The following is a 21,792-nucleotide window of genomic DNA, read 5'->3' on the forward strand; positions in this document are numbered from 1 at the left end:
CAAACCTCACACCGCGATTACAACGCTTTTGTCTCGAACAAAACTCAAACAGCAAAGTTAAACATGCTCTCCATAATAATTAGCTGGCAAAAAATGCTAGCAATAAAATTCTAAAAAATAAGAATTTAAGGGAAGGAAACATGTCTAAAACATTTCGAACGGGCAGTCTAGCTATCGCTGTAGGACTTGCTCTTGGAACAGTGCCGGCATTTGCTGAAGAAGCTGATGCAGAAAAGGCAAAAGATGTAGAAAAAATTGTTGTTGTTGGTTCTCGTGCAGCACCTCGCTCTATCGCAGATTCTGCTGTACCTGTAGATATCGTAGGTGGTGATGAACTAGGTCGTTCAGGCTCATCAGATATGCTTGACCAGTTAGCAACATCAGTACCGTCATTTAACGTACGTGCTCAACCTATCTCTGATGCAGCGACGTTAATTCGTCCAGTCAACTTACGTGGCTTATCATCAGACTCAACATTAGTCCTTTTGAACGGTAAACGTCGTCACCGTGCGTCAGTTATCGCTTTCCAAGGTGGTGGTGTCAATGATGGTGCACAAGGTCCAGATATTTCTGTGATCCCAAGCGTTGCACTTAAACAAGTTGAAGTTTTACGTGACGGCGCAGCTGCTCAGTACGGTTCAGATGCTATCGCTGGTGTAATGAACTTCGTATTAAAAGATGACTCAGAAGGTGGTTCACTTTCTGTTAAAGCCGGTCAGTTCTATGAAGGTGACGGTGATACGGTAACGATTGATGGTAACATTGGTCTTCCGTTAAGCGATGATGGCTTTGCTAACTTAAGTTTCCAATACAAGAATGCAGATGCAACATCTCGTTCTGTTCAACGTCCAGATGCTCAAGGTTTGATTGACGCAGGTAATACTGCGGTTGCTGATCCTGCGCAAATTTGGGGTAACCCTGAAATCTCTGACGATATTACTATCTTTGGTAACTTCGGTTTAGATTTAGGTGGTGACAAAGAAGCGTACATGTTTGGTAACTACTCTGAGCGTGATGTCGTTGGTGGTTTCTACTACCGTAACCCTCACAATCGTGGCAACGTTTACTCTATCGATGGTGGTGAAACACTATTAGTTGGTGATATCGCTCAAGCAAATGGTGCTGCGCGCACTTGTGCTGTAGTTCCTGCTAATGTGCCAAATGTATTAGACACGCAAGCGTATCAAGATATGGTTGCTGATCCGAACTGTTTCTCAATGAACCAGATCTTCCCAGGCGGTTACACGCCAGCGTTTGGTGGTAACATTGTCGATACTTCAATCACTATGGGTACTCGTGGTGACATTCACAGCGGTTTCTTAAAAGATTGGCACTACGACGTATCAGGCTCTGTTGGTCGTAACGCATCAGACTTTAACTTATCTAACACATTAAACCCTTCTTTAGGTTTAGATACACCGACTGAATTTGATACGGGTAAGTACATTCAACTTGAGAAAATGTTCAACGTTGATTTAGTGCGTGGTATCGATATCGATGCATTAGATGAGCCATTAAACTTAGCGATGGGTTTAGAATGGCGTGAAGAGTCGTTTGAAATCATCTCTGGTGAAGAAGCTTCATGGAAAGCAGGCCCATACGCTGACCAAGGTTTCAATATCGGTTCACATGGTTTTAAAGGTTTCGGACCTGAAGCTCAAGGTTTAAATGAGCGTCGCTCAGTTGCTGCATACATCGATACGGAAGCATACCTAACTGAAGACTTCATGGTAGGTGCTGCATTACGTTTCGAAGACTACAGTACTTTCGGTAACACAACTGACTACAAGTTAACGTTCCAATACTCAGTAAGTGATGATTTCTCATTACGTGGCTCTACAAGTACTGGTTTCCGTGCTCCGACAGTTGGTCAAGCAAACGTAGTAAATACAGCGACTTCATTAGTTAACGGTGAGCTTATTCAAAGTTTCTTAGCTCCACCAACTGATCCACTAGCGTCATTCTACGGTGGTAAAGAATTAACGCCGGAAGAATCAACGTCTTACGCATTTGGTTCGGTATACCAAAACGGTGACTTCTTCTTAACAGTTGATTACTACAACATTGAAGTAACTGACCGTATTGCACAATCAAGTCAAATTGATGTGCGTGCAGAAGACTATGCTGAGTTAGAAGCGTTAGGTGTACAAAACCCAGAGTTAATCTCTGCAGTTACATACTTTGCTAATGATTTTGATACAACAACTCAAGGTATTGATATTGTTGCTAACTACTCAATGGCTTTATTTGACGGTGATACGCAATTTAGCTTTGCTTACAACTGGAATGAAACTGAAGTTGATAAGTTCAACCCTGCAACAACAGATGAAGGCAAGGTTCGTCGCTTAGAAGAAGGTATGCCTAATCATCGCGGTACGTTAACGATGGCACAGCAGTGGGACAACATTCACATGTTTGTTCGTGCTAACTTCTTCGGTGAGTACTACGCGGTTCATGCTGATGATACGTCTGATTGGGGTAGTGAAACAGCTGATTCAGCACTTACGTTTGATGCTGAAGTAAGCTACTTTATCAATGATGAGTTTACAGTATCTGTAGGTGCAAACAACATCTTTGACCAAGAAGCTCAAGAGCTTAAAGACGGTACATATGGTGTGTTAGGTGCTAAGTACTACGAAAGTGGTCCATTTGATTACAATGGTGGCTACTACTACGCGAAGTTAACTTACAGCTTCTAATAGTAAATACTAAAAGCAAAACGCCCCTCTATGAGGGGCGTTTTTTTTGGTTCATTATTCGTCTTTGTATGTTTGCGCTATTTGGTCAAATTGGCTGGCAATAGCGATGAAACAATCGACCATTTCAGGATCGAAATGACTACCTTTACCTTCTAAAATAATCCCAACAGCTTTTTCATGGCTAAAAGGGGGCTTGTATACGCGTTTACTAATGAGTGCATCGTAAACATCTGCTATCGCCATTAACCTTGCTGAAAATGGTATATCTTCACCACTTAATCCCTCTGGGTAGCCAGAGCCGTCCCATTTTTCATGATGAGAGTAAGCAATTTCTTTTGCAAAAATTAAAAAATTGTCAGCATTATCCATACTTGCTTCAGCTGCTGTAATGGCATCGCGTCCATACGTCGTATGGTGTTTCATGGTCTCAAACTCTTCATCTGTTAGCTTGCCAGGTTTGAGCAAAATGCTGTCTTCAATTCCAACTTTACCAATGTCGTGCAATGGTGCCGATTTATATAAGGACGTGATGACATCTGGTTGAAGGAATTCGCTGTACTGGCTCTTCTTCGCCATTTCTTTGGCTAAGGCTTTTACATAGTATTGAGTTCGACGAATATGGTTACCGGTTTCTGGATCGCGTGATGCAGCTAACGCACCCATTGCAACCATTGCGACATCTTGGAGTTCGGCTAGCTGAGATGTGCGTTGGATGACTCGCTCCTCTAGAATTTCATTTTGCTTAGCCAATAGGTCTTTACTTTGTTTCAAAATCAGATGGTTTTTCACTCTTTCTTTTAAGATGGGCGGGCTGATTGGCTTAGTAATATAATCAACCGCGCCGAGTGATAGGCCTTTAGTTTCATCTTCTTCTTGTGCTTTTGCTGTGAGAAAAATAATTGGAATGTCTTGGGTAGACTCTTGTAATTTTAACCTTTCACACACTTCGTACCCATCCATTTCAGGCATCATGATATCGAGTAATATTAGGTCTGGCTGACGCTTTTCGACGATTTTTAATGCAGCGTCCCCTTTTAGGGCAACCTGAACAATGTAATCATTTGCTAATACACCTTTAACTACTTCGATGTTAGCTAACGTATCATCGACAACCAAGACGGTGGCTTTTGATTGCTGACTCAGGCGACAATTTATTTAGTAGCTCATCTAACTGCTCGCCTGCAGAATCAAATTCATATTGGCTCGTTAAGCTATATATATTATCTAACTTAATTTTAATTGCGGGCTCGTGGGCAAAATTGAATAGTTCTTCAAAGTCGTCGTTTGCACTAGAGTCGTAATTTTCTAGCTTTTCTTTAATAATAATTAACTGCGCAATTAGATCAGCATCATCCATGTTATTTTGCGGTTGGTTTTCTGCTGTTCGGTTTGCGTCTACACTTACAAGCCAGCTATTTATTGTGCTTATCATACGTTCATGGTGCTGCTGGCACTCGTTGATAAGCCTGCTGACTTCCTCGTGTTCAAGTGTTTCAGGAGCATCTAAGTGTTTGTTTAACGTTAACTCCAATGCTTCGGCTGATGGTAGTAAAAAGTTAGCACCAATGTTTGCCGCTACACCTCTTAGCGTATGTATGTTCAATATAGCCTGTTTAATGTCTTTATCGCTAAGTGCTGACTTGGTTTTCTCTATGGCATGCTTCTGAGAATCAGCGACACGCTCCAAGGTTTTTTTGTAGAGTTTTTTATTATTGCCCATGCGATTCAGTGCACCAGCAACATCAAACTCAGCTAAATCAAACGCATCTTCTTCAGAGTTCTCAATAAGTGCTTCTGGGGGCTGAACTTGTTTTGGTAGATTGGTTGTGTCAATCCACATGTCTAGGGTTTTAAAAACTTGCTTGGGATCAATGGGTTTAGGTACGTGGTCATTCATGCCGACTTCGATGCATTTTTCTCGGTCACCTTCCATCGCATTTGCCGTCATCGCAATAATCGCGAGAGATTGATACCCCGGCATCTGGCGGATCAGTTTGGTCGCAGTATATCCATCCATTATTGGCATTTGTACGTCCATTAGTACTGCGTCATAATTATGCTGCTTAATTTTGTCGACAGCTTCTTGGCCATTCCACGCGGTGTCCACTTCAATTTGCGCCATGGCTAGCAGCTCAAGCGCAATTTGTTGATTTATTTCGTTATCTTCAACCAGCAAGACCTTTGCTCCTGCTAAATTTTGTGTCACATGATTTTTCACTGGCGCTGCACTTTTACGGGTCGTGTGATATTCCTCACTTCCCATAACAACCATAATGCTATCAAGTAACGTTGATGCGTTGATTGGCTTGGTTAAAGAGCCATCGAGGTGTACATTGTGAGCCTGTTCAAGCATATCGTCTTTATCATAAGCGGTGATAATAATTACTTTTGGTTTATCAATGATTTGCTTGTTATCTTCAATGGCTCTGCAAAGCTCAATACCATCCATTTCAGGCATTTTCCAATCGGCTAACACTATGGCGTAAGGCGCTTTATTCTTTTGAGCTGTGACTAACTTTTCTAGCGCTTCTTTGCCACTCGATACACAATCAGGTTTGAACTTGAGGCTCATTGCTAAGGTTGACAAAATTTGTCGTGACGGCTTGCTGTCATCGACGATTAGTACGGGCAAATTAGCAAGTGCTTCGGGAGACGCCAGGATTTTATTTTGGGCGATATCTGAAATCGGGAATTTAGTCGTAAAGAAGAAGGTACTCCCTTTGCCATATTCGCTTTCTACCCAAATATCGCCTCCCATCATTTCAGTTAGGGTTTTACTAATCGTTAGGCCTAACCCTGTGCCACCATATTTTCTTGTCGTTGATGCATCCGCCTGGGTAAAAGACTGAAAAAGCCCTTGGACTTGCGCCTCAGTCATACCGATGCCTGAGTCTTTTACTGAAAACTCGATAAGTGCCATTTTGTCGCGTTGCTTTTTCAATCGAGCTTTGACAATAATCTCACCACGTTCAGTAAATTTAAGTGAGTTGTTCGTTAGATTAATCAGTATTTGACCTAAACGTAATGGATCGCCAATTAAATGGGTTGGTAATTGAGGATCGATATCAATTAACAGCTCCAATTCTTTTTGTTGGCTCTTGTGAGACGTGATTTGCACCAAATGATCGATTGTCTCATTCAAGTCAAATGGAATGTGCTCAATGGACAGTTTACCTGCCTCAATTTTAGAAAAGTCTAAAATATCATTGATGATACCGAGCAAAGCTTCTGCAGAACTATGTATTTTATTAATGTAGTCAGCTTGCTTTTGCGATAGTTCCGTTTGTAACGCCAAGTAACTCATCCCAATGATAGCATTCATTGGCGTGCGAATTTCGTGGCTCATATTTGCCAAAAAGTCGCTTTTAGCTTGTGTAGCCTCTTCAGCTTTTGCTTTGGCTTTTTGTAGCTCTCGCTCTGCTTCTTTTCGCGTTGTGGTATTACGTACGAAAGCTGTGTAGAAGTGGTCATTGTCAATCAGAGATTCGCTTACACCCACTTCAATATCGATCAGTGTTTGATCATGGCAGATACCAATTAATTCAAAGATTCTATTGTCGCTAGCATCATTTTTTCGCTCATCTAAGTACTTGTGATGAAATGGGACATTCATCAACTGATAGATGTTCATTGTGAGCGCTTGATCACTTGTATAGCCAAAAATTGCTTCAGAGGCAGGACTAAATTCGGTTATTTGGCCATAGTCATCGACAACAATGATGCCGTCTGATGCATTGTTTATTATGCTTTGTGTGCGCTCCATGTTGACTTGAAGTTGACTGGTTCGCATAGCCACTTTTTGCTCAAGTTCTGCTTGAGAACGCGCAAGTGTCTTGGTCGCTCGGGTACCAACACGTAAGGTAAATAATGTTGAGCCAAAAATAAGCACTAGAGCAATGATAACGACTGCCCACACTGTATTTTTAAACGTGTTGATCAGGGCAAAAGACTCGGCGGCATCTACTTCGGCGGCCAGTCCCATGTGAAGTGTTTCATTCCACTGCCAATTACCAACAACTTCAACACCTCGATAATCTCGATAACCCGCCAGGTTTTCGCCAGATTTTTTCAATGCAATTTGTTTAGCCATCTCAGTTAATGGCCAGTTTGGGCTTGCACTTGTGGGTGTTTTTTTGTTTAACAGGTTTTCAGGCGGTGCAGCTACCCTCAAATTTAACGAAGCTTTTTGACCTTGCTTAAGTAGCCCTATGGCTTTCAGGTCATTTTCAAATCTTACATTTGATAATAGCGTTCCCGACTGATCTAATGCATAGGTTTCACCACTCTTTCCGATGAATCCTGCCGATAAAATGAAGGAGAATGCACCATCGAAGTCGACGCGTTTAGTTAATATGGCGATAACACGATTACGATTGTTTTTTATGGGAACAGCAAAAAACATTGTAGGTGGTGTTTGATCTTCAGCGTTTTCTGGTGTTTGCTCTCCTATCATCACATCTGACCGCATAGGCGGTACAAACACCGATTCACCCTGTTTTACTCGGTTGAGTAATTCTGGGTAGTGCTGATAAATGAGATTTACACTACCGATGTTTTCATCTCGACTAGAGGCTAAACTAATATTGTCGGGGGAAATGATAAAGAAGCCGGTACCTAAGTTCTCACCTTCTTGATATCTAATACGTTGCCTAATTTGTTTTTGTAATGGACTATTTACAAGCGATTGTTGATCGGTAGGCAGTAATAGTAATTCTTCTGTTAACTCTACCAGCCTTTGGTCTTTGCTTAATCCCGAAAGGTTGTTTAATTCATATTCAACCCAGACCATTAAACGCTGATGTGTGGTCGTTAACAGTGTATGTAAGTTGTATTGTAGCGACTGCAAAGACTGATTTTCCGCATGTTTGGTAACTAAAAATGCAGTGAAAATAAGTACGTTGGATAGCACTAAAAGCCCACCAAGAACACCACGCCTAAATCTTGATGAGTTAAACTTGTTTGCAAGTTCTTTATCGTTGGCTTTCAATACCAGCGAGCTAATGATGCTGCCAACGACCAATAATAAAAGTAATAGGCCAAAGGACCACCATAGCATCTGCCCCGCATTAGTATCCGCTGTGGTCGGACTTTGATTGTTTCCTATGCTTAACCAGTTATTGCGGGTCATAACAATGTCGCTAATGTTGACACTGTCGATGCCCTTTTGCATAACATCGTGTAAATGAGGCAGATCAATGTGAGTTAGTATGTGTAAAGAACTTGGGTAGATGACGTCCTCATCTATTTCTCTAAGCCCTTCGATTCCCTGTTTGGCAATAATATCGTCAACGACAACTTTTGCATCGAGCAAAGCATCAACTTTACCACTTAACACGAGCTCTACCGACTCTGCTAAATTGGCTGTTTTAACAATGTTGATGGCAGGGTAAAGATCGCTAATCTTATCAATCGTTGTGTAGCCTTCTGAAATAGCAATAGTTGCGTTAGTTAGGTCAGCATTTGTTTGTAACTTGTTATTGTCTTTTTTGACGTAAAATAGCTCTCTGACTAAAAAGTATGCCGTTGTAAATCGACCAAACTCTTTTCTCTCCTCAAGTAAGTAAACATGAGGTAATACGTCAATTTCTCCTCGCTTAAACTGCTCAAAAAGTTCTTGCCATGTGCCCGTAACAAACTTCACTCGAATGTCTGCTTTGGTAATGATTTTCTTGATGATTTCACCTGCAAGCCCCTTTGGCGTGCCATTTTCATCCATAAATAATATAGGAGGCCAATGCTCAATACCTATGGTAACTTCGTTATTTTCGAGCCATGTGGATTCTTGCAAAGACAGGATGAGTTGAGAGCTGTCGAAATTATTATTAGCGTATTGGGCACGTTGACCAATCGCCTCAATAAATGCCGACAGGGTGTTCATATATTCATCTTTGAGCTGATGATAGGGCTCGCCGTTAATAAGCTCCATGGCTGCTTGACGTTGGTCGTTTTCAGACAATGCTATGGCTTCAAGTTCGATGGCGACTAACTGTTCATTGGTTTTTTCAATAATCTCGATTAACGCTCTATCCTCTATGACCTGCAAATCAAGTAGTCTTTCGATCAGTTGCGTTAGCTTGGGCTCATTTTGTTGATAGCGAATTAACCACTTTTCATCGCCAGAGAAGATGTAGCTTAATACAGAGGACGTCAGTACTTCGTCGATATACTTTAATTCACCTGATAAGCGTTGTAATTCATCGAGAGAAAAGGCTTGTTGACGCAGGTTGTCATGCTTTTCAATCTGCTGTAGCTGCTCTTGCGTGAGTTGAAGGGTTTGTTCACTGTTCTGGGCGTAGCCTTTTTCAGCAATTACGAAAAGTAAACTGAGGAGTAAAATCTGACAAATAAACTTGCCGTAAGACCACATGAACAAAATTCCTTTTGGTGAACTATCTTTCGATTGATAAATAGACAGTTGTCAATAGCTTGTTAATAAATATAACTGATGATTTATTATGTTGCTAATGAAATAGTTAGAGAAATTTCGTATAAAAAACAAACATAAAAAAACCACCCATAAAGAGTGGCTTTTATTATCGTGAACAAAGATTAGCTAGCAGGCATTAGGCCTGCTTGAATCGCTGTGATATCAGCATCGGTAATTGTACCCGCAGAACGTTTCAACGCTAGGATTGCATTGATGTATGAGTAGCGAGTTGATGATAAATTACGTTTAGCATTGTATAAGTTACGTGTGCTTTGTAAAACGTCAACAATAGTACGTGTACCCACTTCAAAGCCTGCCTCTGTTGCTTTAAGTGCACTTTCTGCAGAAACAACAGATTGTTCTAATGCTTTGATTGCAGATACTGTAGCAATAACTGTGTTGTAAGCATTACGCGTGTTACGAACAACACCGCGTTGTGTTGATTGTAAACCTTGGCTAGACGCTACATATAAGCTTTGTGCTTGGCGCACTGAGCTAGAAATCGCACCACCTGAATAAATTGGCACATTTAGCTGGACACCAATTGAAGAAGAGTTAAGGCGTGGATCTGGAATACCATTGTCGATAGTGTTATCTGAATCTTGATAGCGCGCTGTTAAATCTAATGTTGGATAGTGGCCGCTGCGTGCGATATTGATATTTTCTTTAGAAATATCAACAGAGACTTTCTGACCAAGAATTTCTAAGTTCTTAGACTCTGCAACTTGTTGCCATTCGTCGGCACTCGTTGGCGCAGGAGCCGACGCACTGAAACGATTAGTATCTAATATATCTAAATCTCGTGGATAAACATTTGTGATTTCACGTAATGTTTCGCTGGCACTTGCTAATTGATTTTCTGCTTGGATAACTGCTGTCACGGCACTGTCAAACTGAGCTTGTGCTTCATGTACGTCCGTAATTGCAGTTAGGCCAACTGAAAAACGTTGTTTTGTTTGCTCTAATTGGCGCTCGATTGCTTTCTGTTCAGCATTAGCAAACTCTAAATCGTCCTGTGCGCTCAGTACACCAAAATATGCATTAGCAACACGCACAATTAAGTCTTGTTTAGCAGACTGATATGTTAAGTCACTTAAATGTGCTGATTTTTTAGCGTTATCAAGCTTCAACCACGTATCATGATGGTACAATTGCATAGATAGGCTAGCACCCCATGTCGTGTTATCTACATCTGTATCAACAGTTTGACCAAGATCAGTAACATAGCTTTCGCTGCTACTCATACCCGCAGAAGCAAATGCATTGATCTGTGGAAGTAATACTGAGCGTGCTTGTGTGATACCTTCTTTTGATGCTTCAAATTCTGCTTGAGCCTTCAAAATAACGGGATCGTTGGCTAATGCCAGTTGGTAGTTTTCAAGAATGTTAGAAGATTGAGCTGAGAACCCAACGCCTACACTCGCTAAGCCGATCATTACTGATAGCAATTTGGTTTTCATATTTAACCTTTTCCCTTGTATGCTGGTTGCTTATTACCCTGTACGCCTATGGTAAAGTGTTTAGAGCGCTAACCAAAACTATTAACTGTTTAAAATCTAACTGTAGTGTAACAAATTATTTTTTTTTTACATTCTTAATTATGAGAAAAAACGTATCATGAACAACAATAAAGATCTGTTATTTCAATATGATAGCTCTGACTATATGGTCAATTCTATTACAACTTGTTACAAAGGCTTCTTCTCAATTAACAAATACACCTTAACGCATCGCACATTCGATGGTCAAAACAGTGACTTAATCTCACGTGAAGTGTTTGAGCGAGGTGATGCAGTAGTGTTAATGCCTTATGACCCAATAAAGGATGTAGTTGTTTTAAATGAACAATTTCGTGTAGGTGCTATTAACAGAGACTATTCACCTTGGTTGGTGGAATTTATTGCTGGTATGTTCGGTGAAAATGAAGACCCTATTGATGCTGCAATTCGAGAGGCTAAAGAAGAAGCAAACCTTGATGTAGCGCCAGAAAATGTCTTTCATATTATGAATTACCTCTCTAGCCCAGGTGGCACCACAGAGCAGTTGCATTTGTACGGTGCAATAATTGATAGTGATGGCGTGGGCGGTGTACACGGTCTTGCTGAAGAATCGGAAGACATAAAAATTCATGTGATGAAACGAGAACAGGCAATGGAGTTGTTGGCCCAAGGGAAAATCAATAACGGCGTAACAATTATTGCGTTACAATGGTTGGCCCTAAACGTTGATCGTTTGCGTAGTAAGTACGTTAAATAACGTTTGCAAATATACAGGTATACATGTGGCATTTTTCAATAAATATCGACCTAACCTTGTCAACATAATGCAGCTTAGTGAGGCTAACTATATGTTACTGCTTCGCTTACTAGCAGATAAAAGTGTTGAGGGGGAAGTGCGGGAGTTTTTTATTAACGACCACTTGTCATATCATCTTGAAGTCCAAGAGGTCACGAAATACACCTCTAAAATTGCCTTCATGCAATCAACAAATTTTACCTCTTCAGATATTGGTGAGCACTTTCAACCCAATATGGTCATAAGACTTTATCATGATGCTCGAATGACTGAAGTCATTTCTAGCCAGCATATCCATCGTATCGCGCCACGATATGATTACCCGAATAGTAAGATGCATTTACCGGATGAAAAGCAGCAAGTTATGGTGTTTCTAAAAGAGTGGTTGCAGTTGTGCTTGAGCCAAGGGCAAGTCAAAGTCAGTCAAGTTCCGCATATTATTAAAAACTAATCATGATCAAATTCGTTCAAATTAGCGACTGCCATTTATTTGCTGATCCTGATGGACAGCATTTTGGCGCAAAAGTATATCCTCAGTTAAAAGCTGCATTAACAAAGATCAATCAACTTCAAGGTGTTGATTTTGTTGTATTTACAGGTGATCTAACACAAGACCATACCCGTGAGTCATATCAGTTATTTAATCAAGCTATCGCTGATACACGATTGTCTACGCCTGTTTATTACCTAGCAGGGAACCATGATGATCCTGAATTGTTAGAAAGTGAGCTAAGTGGAGAAGTGTTTGACGGATTGAAGTCGATAACTCGTGGTAAATGGCAAATACAGCTAGTGAATAGTAAAAGTCAGACACCCGCTGGATGGGTTGATGATACAGAACTTAAACGTATCGCCAACCTCGATAATAACTACTTTCAATGTTTGTTAATGCATCATCATCCTGTTGATGTAGGATACTTTATAGATCGTCATGGGATGAAAAACCAGAGCGAGTTCTGGCATGCGGTTAATCAGGCTGAATCGATCAGTGTCATTGCGTGTGGCCATGTCCATAGAGGCATGAAGTTAAGTGTGCCTCAGTCAAATAATCAAAACATTGCGTTGTACACTAGCCCAGCAACGTCAATTACCTTTGCCAAGCATGAAGATGAATTAGTCGCTGAGTATGATGATATTGGCTATAGGGTTTTCGAACTCAATGACAATGGTACAGTTTCTTCTTACGTGCAACGTATTCACGCAGTTTTATAGTTCTATGACCAAGCATATTCTCCACATCCACGGTTTTAATTCGTCACCGCAATCGATGAAAGCTCAGCAAACCAAACATTATTTTGCGGCCAATTTTCCAGATATCGCGTTTCATTGCCCTCAATTGGCGAATACGCCAAATTCTGCCATCAAGCAGCTAACGCGTATTATTGATCAGTATCCAGGTGATGAATGGTACTTAATTGGCTCATCATTGGGCGGGTATTTTTCAACGTATTTTTCTCAAAAGTATAATGTTAAAGCTGTCTTGGTGAATCCTGCGGTGAAACCTTATGAGTTACTAACCCAGTTTATGGGAGAGCAAACTAATCCATATACGAACGAAGTTTTTGACGTTAACGAGAGTTTTGTTGACGATTTGAAAGCATTGGAACAGATAAAAATTACTGAAAAAAACTATCTAGTCATGGTACAAACCCATGATGAAGTGTTAAATTACCAAGAGGCAGTCGAAAAGTATAAAAACTGCGAATTAATCGTCCAAGAAGGGGGCGATCATAGCTTTATCAATTTTGATAAAATGCTGCCAACTATTGTTAAATTCTTCCAATTACCGTAAAACTATAGGCTTGTTAGCGAAATCACAGCATTAAGCTTTAGTAAACAATAACTATAACGATTAGATACCACTCATGAGCGAACAATATAATTCAGAATCTATCGAAGTACTAAGTGGTTTAGAACCCGTACGTCGTCGTCCCGGCATGTATACCGATACCAATCGACCAAACCATTTGGGTCAAGAGGTTATTGATAACTCAGTCGATGAAGCTTTAGCGGGACACGCTCAAAATATCACGGTTATTTTAGATAAAGATCAGTCACTTGAAGTATTCGATGATGGTCGTGGTATGCCTACAGATATTCACCCAGAAGAAGGGGTGTCAGGTGTTGAGCTTATTTTCAGTAAACTTCACGCTGGTGGTAAATTCTCGAATAAAAACTATCAATTCTCTGGTGGTTTGCATGGTGTAGGTATCTCGGTAGTAAACGCCTTGTCTACACGCGTTGAAGTGACGGTAAAACGTGACAGTAAAGTATTTGAAATGGCCTTTGAAAATGGTGAGAAGGTTGAAGAGCTAAAAGAAGTCGGTACCGTGGGTAAGCGAAATACGGGTACACGCGTTAAGTTTTGGCCAGATGCGAGTTATTTTGATTCACACAAATTTTCAGCCTTAAAGTTAAAACATTTATTAAAAGCTAAAGCGGTTTTATGTCCTGGATTAACAATCAAATTTCATGACAAAAACGATGGTTCTAAAGAGAGCTGGTGTTATGAAGATGGTTTACGTGACTACTTGAAAGAGTCAGTAAAAAGTTATGTAAGCTTACCTGAAGAGCCTTTTATTGGTTCATTTTCATCACAAAGTGAAGCAGCTGACTGGGCGGTTACCTGGTTACCAGAAGGTGGCGAGTCTATTGGCGAGAGTTATGTAAACCTTATTCCAACCATTCAAGGTGGTACTCATGTAAACGGCTTACGCCAGGGCCTTTTGGAGTCGATGCGTGAGTTTTGTGAATTCAGAAATATGCTACCACGTGGGGTTAAATTAACACCTGACGATATCTGGGATAAATGTAGTTTTATCCTATCGGTGAAAATGCAAGATCCGCAGTTTGCCGGTCAAACCAAAGAACGTTTATCTTCACGCCAGTGTGCTGCATTTGTTACCGGTGTGGTCAAAGATGCCTTTAGTTTATGGTTAAATGAGCATACCGAAATTGCTGAAAGCTTAGCAGAGTTCTGTATTTCAAACGCGCAGCGTCGTTTACGTGCGAGTAAAAAAGTTGTCCGTAAGAAAGTGACGCAAGGTCCAGCACTTCCTGGTAAGTTAACTGACTGTGGTAGCCAAGACCCAACGCGAACGGAATTGTTCCTGGTAGAGGGTGACTCAGCTGGTGGTAGTGCGAAACAAGCACGTGATCGTGAAATCCAAGCCGTAATGCCATTACGTGGTAAAATCTTAAATACTTGGGAAGTAGAATCTGGTCAGATTTTAGCGTCTCAAGAAGTACACGACATTTCTGTTGCATTAGGCATTGACCCTGATAGTGAAGACTTATCGAACCTACGGTACGGTAAAATTTGTATTCTTGCTGATGCTGACTCTGATGGTCTTCATATTGCCACATTATTGTGTGCATTGTTTACCCAGCACTTTTTACCATTAGTGCAAGCTGGCCATGTTTATGTCGCGATGCCACCACTATATCGTATCGATATTGGTAAAGAAGTTTACTATGCCTTAGATGAAGCGGAAAAAGATGGGGTATTAGATCGCATTGAAGCCGAGAAAAAACGCGGCAAAGTTAACGTACAGCGCTTCAAAGGTTTGGGTGAAATGAACCCATTACAATTGCGTGAAACTACCATGGATCCTAACACGCGACGCTTGGTGCAATTAACCGTAGATGAGTTTGACCAAACCATGGAAACCATGGATATGTTGTTGTCGAAAAAACGCAGTGGCGATCGCAAAGACTGGCTACAGCAACACGGTGATTTAGCCCAAGTATAAGTAGTCCGTAAAGCATAAGTTGACAACTGACAAGTAAAACCTGACAAAAATAAATCATAAATTGACATAATAATGAATCTGACTTATACCTTACACATTATAGTGGAGGGTGTATGTCAGATTTATATGTTTCAAAAAGAAGAGATTTAAGTAAACATAAAGCAACCACTGTAGGTAAGTTTGCGTCTACTAAATCTGATATTATCCCCGTTTTGACAGATGGTAAGCTCGAAGCTGACTATTGTTACCACCTCGAATATGATCGCAACGTAGTAAAATATGAGTGCCAACCTTTAGGCTACTACTACGTTGGTGAGACGCCTTCAGGTAGAAGACCTAGTTATACCCCTGATTTTCAAATATGGTACAAGGATAACTCAATTCGTTATCGTGAAATCAAGGAAGAGAAATATATTGATCCAGAGCTAGAGGCTTTATTTCCTAGATTACAGGAACAGGCAATAGTTTTGGGAAAACCTCTTGATATGGTTTTAGATACTGAAATTCGTTCTGAGCCTTACTTTTCAAATTTAAAAGCTTTGTTCAAAGCAAAGAAAAATCGATGCATTAATACAGAGTTGTTAAAGCAAATTACTCCCTTATTAGAAATTAATAAAAAGATTTCAGCATATGAGTTTATAGATAAGCATGAATTGAGTGCTTCTATTGGTGATTTTTATTGCCTGATCGCGAATTATAAGTTGAAGACTGATATCAAAACGCAGCCTTTGTCATGGAATATGTTCTTGGAGATCGATAATGGCATTTAAATTAAATGTAGGTGACTTTGTTGTTAAAGATAAACGGCAGTATGAAGTGATTTCCATTGAAGGATCGAGCATCGAAATTAAGGATAGCTTTTCGTCAGTAGAAGTTGAGCTATCTTATTCTGAGCTTTCAAACCTTATTTTTAGAGGGGAAGCAAAGGTTGTTAACTCAGACGAAAAGATTGAGCGAGTATCTGGTGATAGCGCTCGTGACTTTTCAAGCTACCCAGAAAGCCTCAAAAAAGTAGCGTTGTATCGATGGAAATTCGTTAACAAAGTTAAAGAGAAAAAGATTTCAAAATATACTGCAAAATGGCTAGATCCAGTCATAAAAGAAGTTGTTGATGAGTTTGCTGTTAAACCTACGACATGGAGAACTTTGGAACGCTGGATTAAACGACATAAAGTTATGGGTATGAGAGGACTTATCCCTCAAAATGAACAAAAGGGAAATAGCGAATCAAGAGTTCCAGAAAAAACAGATGAATATATAACAGAGGCACTGCTTAAACTGAATAAGAGTGAAAGAATTTCATTTCGTACTGCCCACACCAAATTTAAAGATGCAATTATTATTTATAACTCAACTAGGCCGCCTGAAGAACATATCCCTATTATCTCTTATCAAGCATTTATACCTAGAGCAAAACGAGTTGCACCCTATGAAAAATTAGTCGCGCAAATAGGTAAGCAAAAAGCTGATGTACTGTTTAAAACACAGAATAAAGCAGAACGGATAACCAAAATTTTAGATCGGGCTGAGATTGATCACACTGTACTCGACCTGTTTATTATTGATGAGTATTTGCGTTTACCGTTAGGTAGACCAACAGTTACTGCCGTTCTTGATAGACGCTCACGGAGTATATTAGGCATATATATTGGTTTTGAACCGCCAAGCTATTTGAGCGTATCAAAAGCCGTAAAAAATGCTATTTCAGATAAAACAGAGCTTATTGAACAATACGATAGCGTAAAGGGGAAGTGGTATTGTCGAGGGGTGTTCAACTATCTTGCTACTGATGTTGGTAAAGATCTTATGAGTGAAGCATTAGAAGAATCGCTGTTAGATATCGGAACTACTTTGCTCAAGAATCCAGTAAAGAAGCCTTGGTATAAGGGGGCAATAGAATCATATTTCAAAACTTTAAATCAGACTTTATTGGATGATAAACCGGGCAAGGTTTTTTCGGATTTGTTTGACACTAATGATTACAATCCACAAGAAAACGCTGTTATATCAATGTCTACATTCATGGATATTTTTTACTGTTGGTTAGTAGATATTTATCAATGTACTCCCAAAGGTGAAGGCGAAGATGAAGTTATCCCTAATATGGCTTGGCTAGAAGATGAAGTTAATGTTGATACTGACCCAGTTTCACCAGAAAGATTAGAAATAATCTTCTCTGAAAATGATACTCGCACTAATCGTGAGAAGGGGATAAGAAAGTTTGACCTTTGGTACTCCAACAATGAATTAACGCTGTTGAGAAAAAATGGTTTTACCAAAGATCTACAAATCAAAACCAATCGAGAAAATATCAGTAAGATAAAAGTATGGCACCCGGTAAATAAAGAGTTTTTCGATGTCCCCGCAGTTGATCAAGAATATACTGAGAACTTAACACTACATCAGCACGACATAATTAAAAAATATCGAAAACGATTAATTAGCCAGAATATTGATGAGCTTTCATTAGCGCAAGCTAGACAGAGAATAGAAGAGATCATCGAGCGCGAAATAGTTTTAAATCGTAAGATGAAAATCTCGGCAGCAAAAAGGCTCTCAAGATATCGAAATATCGAAGGTGGAGGCAACACTTCAGTTGTATCAGAAGAGCAAAAAGCAAAAATTGAAGCTGCTCAGCCTAAGAATTCAACCACTGATGGAGCCGCTAAAAAAACTAGTAGTGGGCTTGGAGATCTTGCTAAGGCTCTAGAAAAAAATAGAGCTGGAAATGAGGAATCAGAATAGTGACAAGTATTGCAGACAAGATTGAACAGATAGAAAACATTTTCGTTGAAACTCCTATAATCAAAGAGATCATGGCTGATATCGATGAAGTAATGGAAACAGCCAAAATAGTCGGTTATTCAAAACAACCTGACAGTATTCTTATTACTGGTCAAAGCGGCATGGGTAAAACAACAATTTTCGATCATTATTTATCGAAGTATCCAAGAGTTGAGCAAGATGAAGGGGACATAGTGCCAATTCTTGCATCGACCTTACTTGATGATAAGTCCCCAAAAGGTGCTCCCGGCCATATGCTTAGAGATTTGGGCGACTGGTTGGAAGGTAAAGGAGGGACTCGCGGTGAACTAACTGATAGGTTTGTAATTCAATGCAATGGCGCAAAAGTAGAAGCAATATTTATAGATGAGTTTCAAAATGCTATTGAAAACGGCACTGATAAGATTATTTGGAATACATCTGAATGGATAAAGACATTAATTAATTTGACACGCAGACCCGTATGTTTGTTCGGTATGCCCTATTCTCAGCAAGTTATCCAAGCAAACCCAGCTTTAATAAGCAGATTTCCTTTAATTCATCATATTGAAGAATATGATACCGAAACCGCCAATGAATGGTTAGATTTTCTTAAAGAAGTAGATAAACAGCTACCATTTGATGAAAGAGCTAATTTGTCAGAGCCTGATTTAGGTCTCAGGTTAATGTGTGCCGCTGGCGGTAACTTAGGTCGATTGATGAAAAGAATTATAAGGCCAGCAGCAAAAGCAGCGGTAAAAGATGGGTCCAAAACTGTAACTCATGCTCATTTATTCAAAGCGATAAAAAAGAGATTGAAGCTTGCAGATAACGACAATCCTTTAAATCTTGATATTTCTTTAAATGACTTTGAAGTAGTGCATGTTATAGCCGAAACACAATATCATAAGCCGTTTTCAAGAAACCCAAACTGGACATACAAACAAGTTTCAAGCGAAGAGAGTTTAGGTAGTGTCTTATCAAAAAGTTAATAGCAGATTATTAATAAGACCAAGAGCTATTCCTAAAGAGTCGTTTCAAAGTTATTTGATTAGATTAGCAAGGGAAAACGGGTATAAATATAAAGCTTTTTCTTCGGGTATTACCGCAAATTCTAAACCTCATCGTTCCTTTAAACCTGAGGATAGAACTGATATTCAGTTTTTAATATCAAATATAGCGGATAATAATGCTCGCAACTTGGTTGATGTGTGGGAATGTGGATTTTATTTCAAACATCTATTTGATTATTCTCGTATCAAGATTTGTCCAAAGTGTTATACAAATGAAAAAGTTTTGCCGCCTTACTGGTGGTTGAAAAACTATTTGATATGCGATGAACATCAATTGCTTCTTATTGATTCGTGCGGCAATTGCAATACAAGATTTAATGAAGATTCTATTGCATATGGACATTGCATGGAGTGCGGATTAGAAATTGAACACAATAAATCGGCAGAGTTAAATTCAGGAATGTTTGATAAAAAACTGCATAGCGTATGCGCAGCAGAGGAAATGAACACAAGCCGATTTAGGGAATTAATATCTAATGAAGTAGAGCAGATCTATGTTCATTATCAAATTTGTTCATATTTATTAAAGGAAGTGCTGAATAGAGATAAGTATATAAATCACAGGCGAACACTTGATATCTACTCGCTCTACACTGAACAAAAAGAAATCCAAAGCATTGTTAAGAATGATGCGCTTGGTCAATTGATGTACGAAGCACTGTGTTCGTATCGAGCCAGAGGTGGGAAAGGGGTATCTTCATTAATCAACCCTATTTTTAAATTGATTATGTCTCATCAAGGCCATCTATACAGAGCAACACTAGTCAAATTATTGATTGAAGAACCCAAAGATTTAGCTGACTGGGCTATAGGATTGAATTGGCTTGAAAAACTACTCTCTATCGATGCGAATAATTTAAGAAATTTTGTTAAAGAGTATAGTCCTAATCTGGAAGAAAAAAGCCAAGGACCTTTTGCCGTCTTGATTCGAGATCTGAATTTGGTGATGTCGGAATATTCGAAACACTCGGCCACATTTGAATTACCACGATAATCAGATTTATAACTTTGAAAATAGATTTACGCAACATCCATCAATGTTAGGCCCTGATAACTTCTTGTAATTAGCTATTGGTGAATTTAGCTGGTCACGAAGCAAGTAATGCGATTTAAAATTAGCAATGCTAGCTTTTGAAATCATTTTTACAGGTCTAGGCGTGCGCTTTACGTTGATCTTTTCAGCCTTCAAATATCCAAGCTTTATAAAATCGTAGATCGCATTTTTATTGGTATTTAAAAGCTTAATGGCTTCAGAGGGGCTAACAAATAGTTGGCTTGGCTCATCAGTATCGTCCAAATTAGGTATAAACTGCATGAGCGAATTAGGCTTTTTCTTATCAGGTTTATAGCTGTACTCTATTTCACCTGACAGCATAGATTTTATCAGGTTAGCGAAATTTACCTTTGAAAACGTGTAGCGTTTAACAGCATGTCGATTACCCCTAACATTTTTACAAGCACTAGCGATGAGTTGTGTTACTAATTTGTCTGCTTCAGATCGCTCAATAAGCCAATCTCTATTTGACTCTGTAGGGTGCAACAATGCCTGAATAATACCTGCCCTAAATAATTGTCTGGCATGGTAAATACTTATTGATAAATAGGCTGCGCACTGCTCAAGTGAGAGACAATTAGTTAACTTATTTTTGAAATCAAGAATGTTAGTACGCTTAAATAAGTCAGTGCCATTGGCTAATGTTTTACTCACTGATAACAGCCCTTCCCGGACATACAGGTTAACTCTCGATACGCGGCATCCTAGAATTTTAGCGACTTGTTCTTTGCTGATGTAATTAGACTCAGTTTTTACTTCATCACTAACAATTGACAGTGATGACATCAACAAACCATTTGAATAATGTTCTTTCAGGTACTGTTCAAACCCTGATTTAAGCAGCTTGTAAGCTGTTGAGCGTTTATTCTCAGGTCTGTATAAATCATCATAGAGATCCCTAAAGCATTTACGAACCCCGGTTATCCTTGATGATGCCATTGGATGGGACTCAAAGTAATTTAGTAATTCAAAATATCTTTCAGGCCATTCTGCTATGTACCAGTGGGCCGGAGCATAGAAATTATGGCTGGAGTTGAGTTCATATTTTGTCGTGAAGCTTGACCCAAATGCTACTTGATGAAACCGAGCAAAAAACTCTAATAAGTCACAGTACTCAGCAAGATCTAATACTTTGTCAGCTATAACCAAACTACTGCGTGTAAGCTTTTCTAATTGTTCATTTATTGCTAATTCAGCTTCGCCAATATCAATCGGGTGTATTTGAGGTATCCATGTTGGAGCATCACGCCACAAATAATGTGTGGCCCACGTTAGCTTCCTGCCAGTATCGGGGTGCATATCTATTAGCGGGGTCCCATGCTTGCAACAAAACGTTTTTGCCAACAAGCTATTGCTGAACGGAATAGATTGTTGTTCCTGATAGCAATAAGGACATATTCGAACATTAGAAAAGTTAATTGTCTTAGTCAAAAATTCTTGCTCAAACCCTAAACACCGTGTGCTAAATGTATGCGTGAAGATTAACTCTCTCAATTGGATAGTCTCAATATTAGCCAGCATTGCAACTCTGTCTAAATCAAAGTCCCCAAAAAAGGTTTTCTTACCCGGCAGTCTGTTGTTGCTTAACAAGCAACGCTCATCACGTAATAGCTGCATTGCGTTCTTGTAACCATTTGCCGCAGTTAAGCGGAGTAGATAATTGGGCAAAGTGTCGGTGGCTTTTGGGTAGGGGCGAATAAGTAACATGGTGTTGAGCTTGTTTTAATGA

The 21,792-nt window shown here is 39.6% G+C and carries 14 protein-coding genes; 10 read left to right on the plus strand and 4 right to left on the minus strand.

Annotation, left to right across the window (positions count from 1 at the left end; genetic code table 11):
• The first annotated feature begins 140 nt into the window (after nucleotides 1–140).
• On the plus strand, nucleotides 141–2,699 hold the full coding sequence (locus QQK05_RS02680; RefSeq protein WP_284295841.1) for a TonB-dependent receptor plug domain-containing protein: 2,559 nt from the start codon (nucleotides 141–143) through the stop codon (nucleotides 2,697–2,699).
• A gap of 54 nt (nucleotides 2,700–2,753) precedes the next feature.
• Here QQK05_RS02680 and QQK05_RS02685 read toward each other — a convergent pair whose 3' ends face one another.
• The 3 genes from QQK05_RS02685 to tolC form a co-directional block, all read right to left on the minus strand.
• A complete protein-coding gene (locus tag QQK05_RS02685; protein ID WP_284295842.1) occupies nucleotides 2,754–3,815 on the minus strand; it encodes a response regulator in 1,062 nt (353 codons plus the stop codon).
• The gene (locus QQK05_RS02690) at nucleotides 3,802–9,066 is read right to left on the minus strand and encodes a response regulator (RefSeq protein ID WP_284295843.1); all 5,265 of its coding nucleotides are present in this window, start codon (nucleotides 9,064–9,066) and stop codon (nucleotides 3,802–3,804) included. Before QQK05_RS02690 ends, QQK05_RS02685 begins: the two co-directional genes overlap by 14 nt.
• Before the next feature lie 182 nt (nucleotides 9,067–9,248).
• A complete protein-coding gene (gene tolC, locus QQK05_RS02695; RefSeq protein ID WP_284295844.1) occupies nucleotides 9,249–10,586 on the minus strand; it encodes an outer membrane channel protein TolC in 1,338 nt (445 codons plus the stop codon).
• 157 nt (nucleotides 10,587–10,743) lie between these two features.
• On the opposite strand from tolC, the gene QQK05_RS02700 reads away from it, so the two are divergent.
• From QQK05_RS02700 to QQK05_RS02740, 9 genes are all read left to right on the plus strand, one after another.
• On the plus strand, nucleotides 10,744–11,382 hold the full coding sequence (locus QQK05_RS02700) for an NUDIX domain-containing protein (protein ID WP_284295845.1): 639 nt from the start codon (nucleotides 10,744–10,746) through the stop codon (nucleotides 11,380–11,382).
• Nucleotides 11,383–11,473: 91 nt separating this feature from the next.
• Nucleotides 11,474–11,872, plus strand: a complete 399-nt coding sequence (locus tag QQK05_RS02705) for a DUF1249 domain-containing protein (protein ID WP_284295846.1) — start codon at nucleotides 11,474–11,476, stop codon at nucleotides 11,870–11,872.
• Between the two features lie 2 nt (nucleotides 11,873–11,874).
• Complete coding sequence (locus QQK05_RS02710; RefSeq protein WP_284295847.1) at nucleotides 11,875–12,633, plus strand: metallophosphoesterase; 759 nt, start codon at nucleotides 11,875–11,877, stop codon at nucleotides 12,631–12,633.
• A gap of 4 nt (nucleotides 12,634–12,637) precedes the next feature.
• Complete coding sequence (locus QQK05_RS02715) at nucleotides 12,638–13,213, plus strand: YqiA/YcfP family alpha/beta fold hydrolase (RefSeq protein ID WP_284295849.1); 576 nt, start codon at nucleotides 12,638–12,640, stop codon at nucleotides 13,211–13,213.
• A 73-nt stretch (nucleotides 13,214–13,286) separates the two neighbouring features.
• A complete protein-coding gene (gene parE / locus QQK05_RS02720) occupies nucleotides 13,287–15,173 on the plus strand; it encodes a DNA topoisomerase IV subunit B (RefSeq protein ID WP_284295850.1) in 1,887 nt (628 codons plus the stop codon).
• 113 nt (nucleotides 15,174–15,286) lie between these two features.
• The gene (locus tag QQK05_RS02725) at nucleotides 15,287–15,943 is read left to right on the plus strand and encodes a TnsA endonuclease N-terminal domain-containing protein (protein ID WP_284295851.1); all 657 of its coding nucleotides are present in this window, start codon (nucleotides 15,287–15,289) and stop codon (nucleotides 15,941–15,943) included.
• On the plus strand, nucleotides 15,933–17,918 hold the full coding sequence (locus QQK05_RS02730; RefSeq protein WP_284295852.1) for a Mu transposase C-terminal domain-containing protein: 1,986 nt from the start codon (nucleotides 15,933–15,935) through the stop codon (nucleotides 17,916–17,918). The genes QQK05_RS02725 and QQK05_RS02730 overlap by 11 nt, the downstream gene beginning before the upstream one ends.
• On the plus strand, nucleotides 17,918–18,928 hold the full coding sequence (locus QQK05_RS02735) for a TniB family NTP-binding protein (protein WP_284295853.1): 1,011 nt from the start codon (nucleotides 17,918–17,920) through the stop codon (nucleotides 18,926–18,928). The genes QQK05_RS02730 and QQK05_RS02735 overlap by 1 nt, the downstream gene beginning before the upstream one ends.
• Entirely contained in the window at nucleotides 18,909–20,003 is a 1,095-nt protein-coding gene (locus QQK05_RS02740) for a TniQ family protein (protein ID WP_284295854.1), read from the plus strand. The genes QQK05_RS02735 and QQK05_RS02740 overlap by 20 nt, the downstream gene beginning before the upstream one ends.
• 6 nt (nucleotides 20,004–20,009) lie before the next feature.
• On the opposite strand, the gene QQK05_RS02745 is transcribed toward QQK05_RS02740, so the two are convergent.
• Nucleotides 20,010–21,770 carry a TniQ family protein gene (locus tag QQK05_RS02745; RefSeq protein WP_284295855.1) on the minus strand — a complete coding sequence of 587 codons (1,761 nt, stop codon included), beginning with the start codon at nucleotides 21,768–21,770 and terminating at the stop codon, nucleotides 20,010–20,012.
• Nucleotides 21,771–21,792: the final 22 nt, after the last annotated feature.

The sequence above is a fragment of the Thalassotalea loyana genome, from assembly GCF_030161435.1.
Classification (GTDB): Bacteria; Pseudomonadota; Gammaproteobacteria; order Enterobacterales; family Alteromonadaceae; genus Thalassotalea_G; species Thalassotalea_G loyana.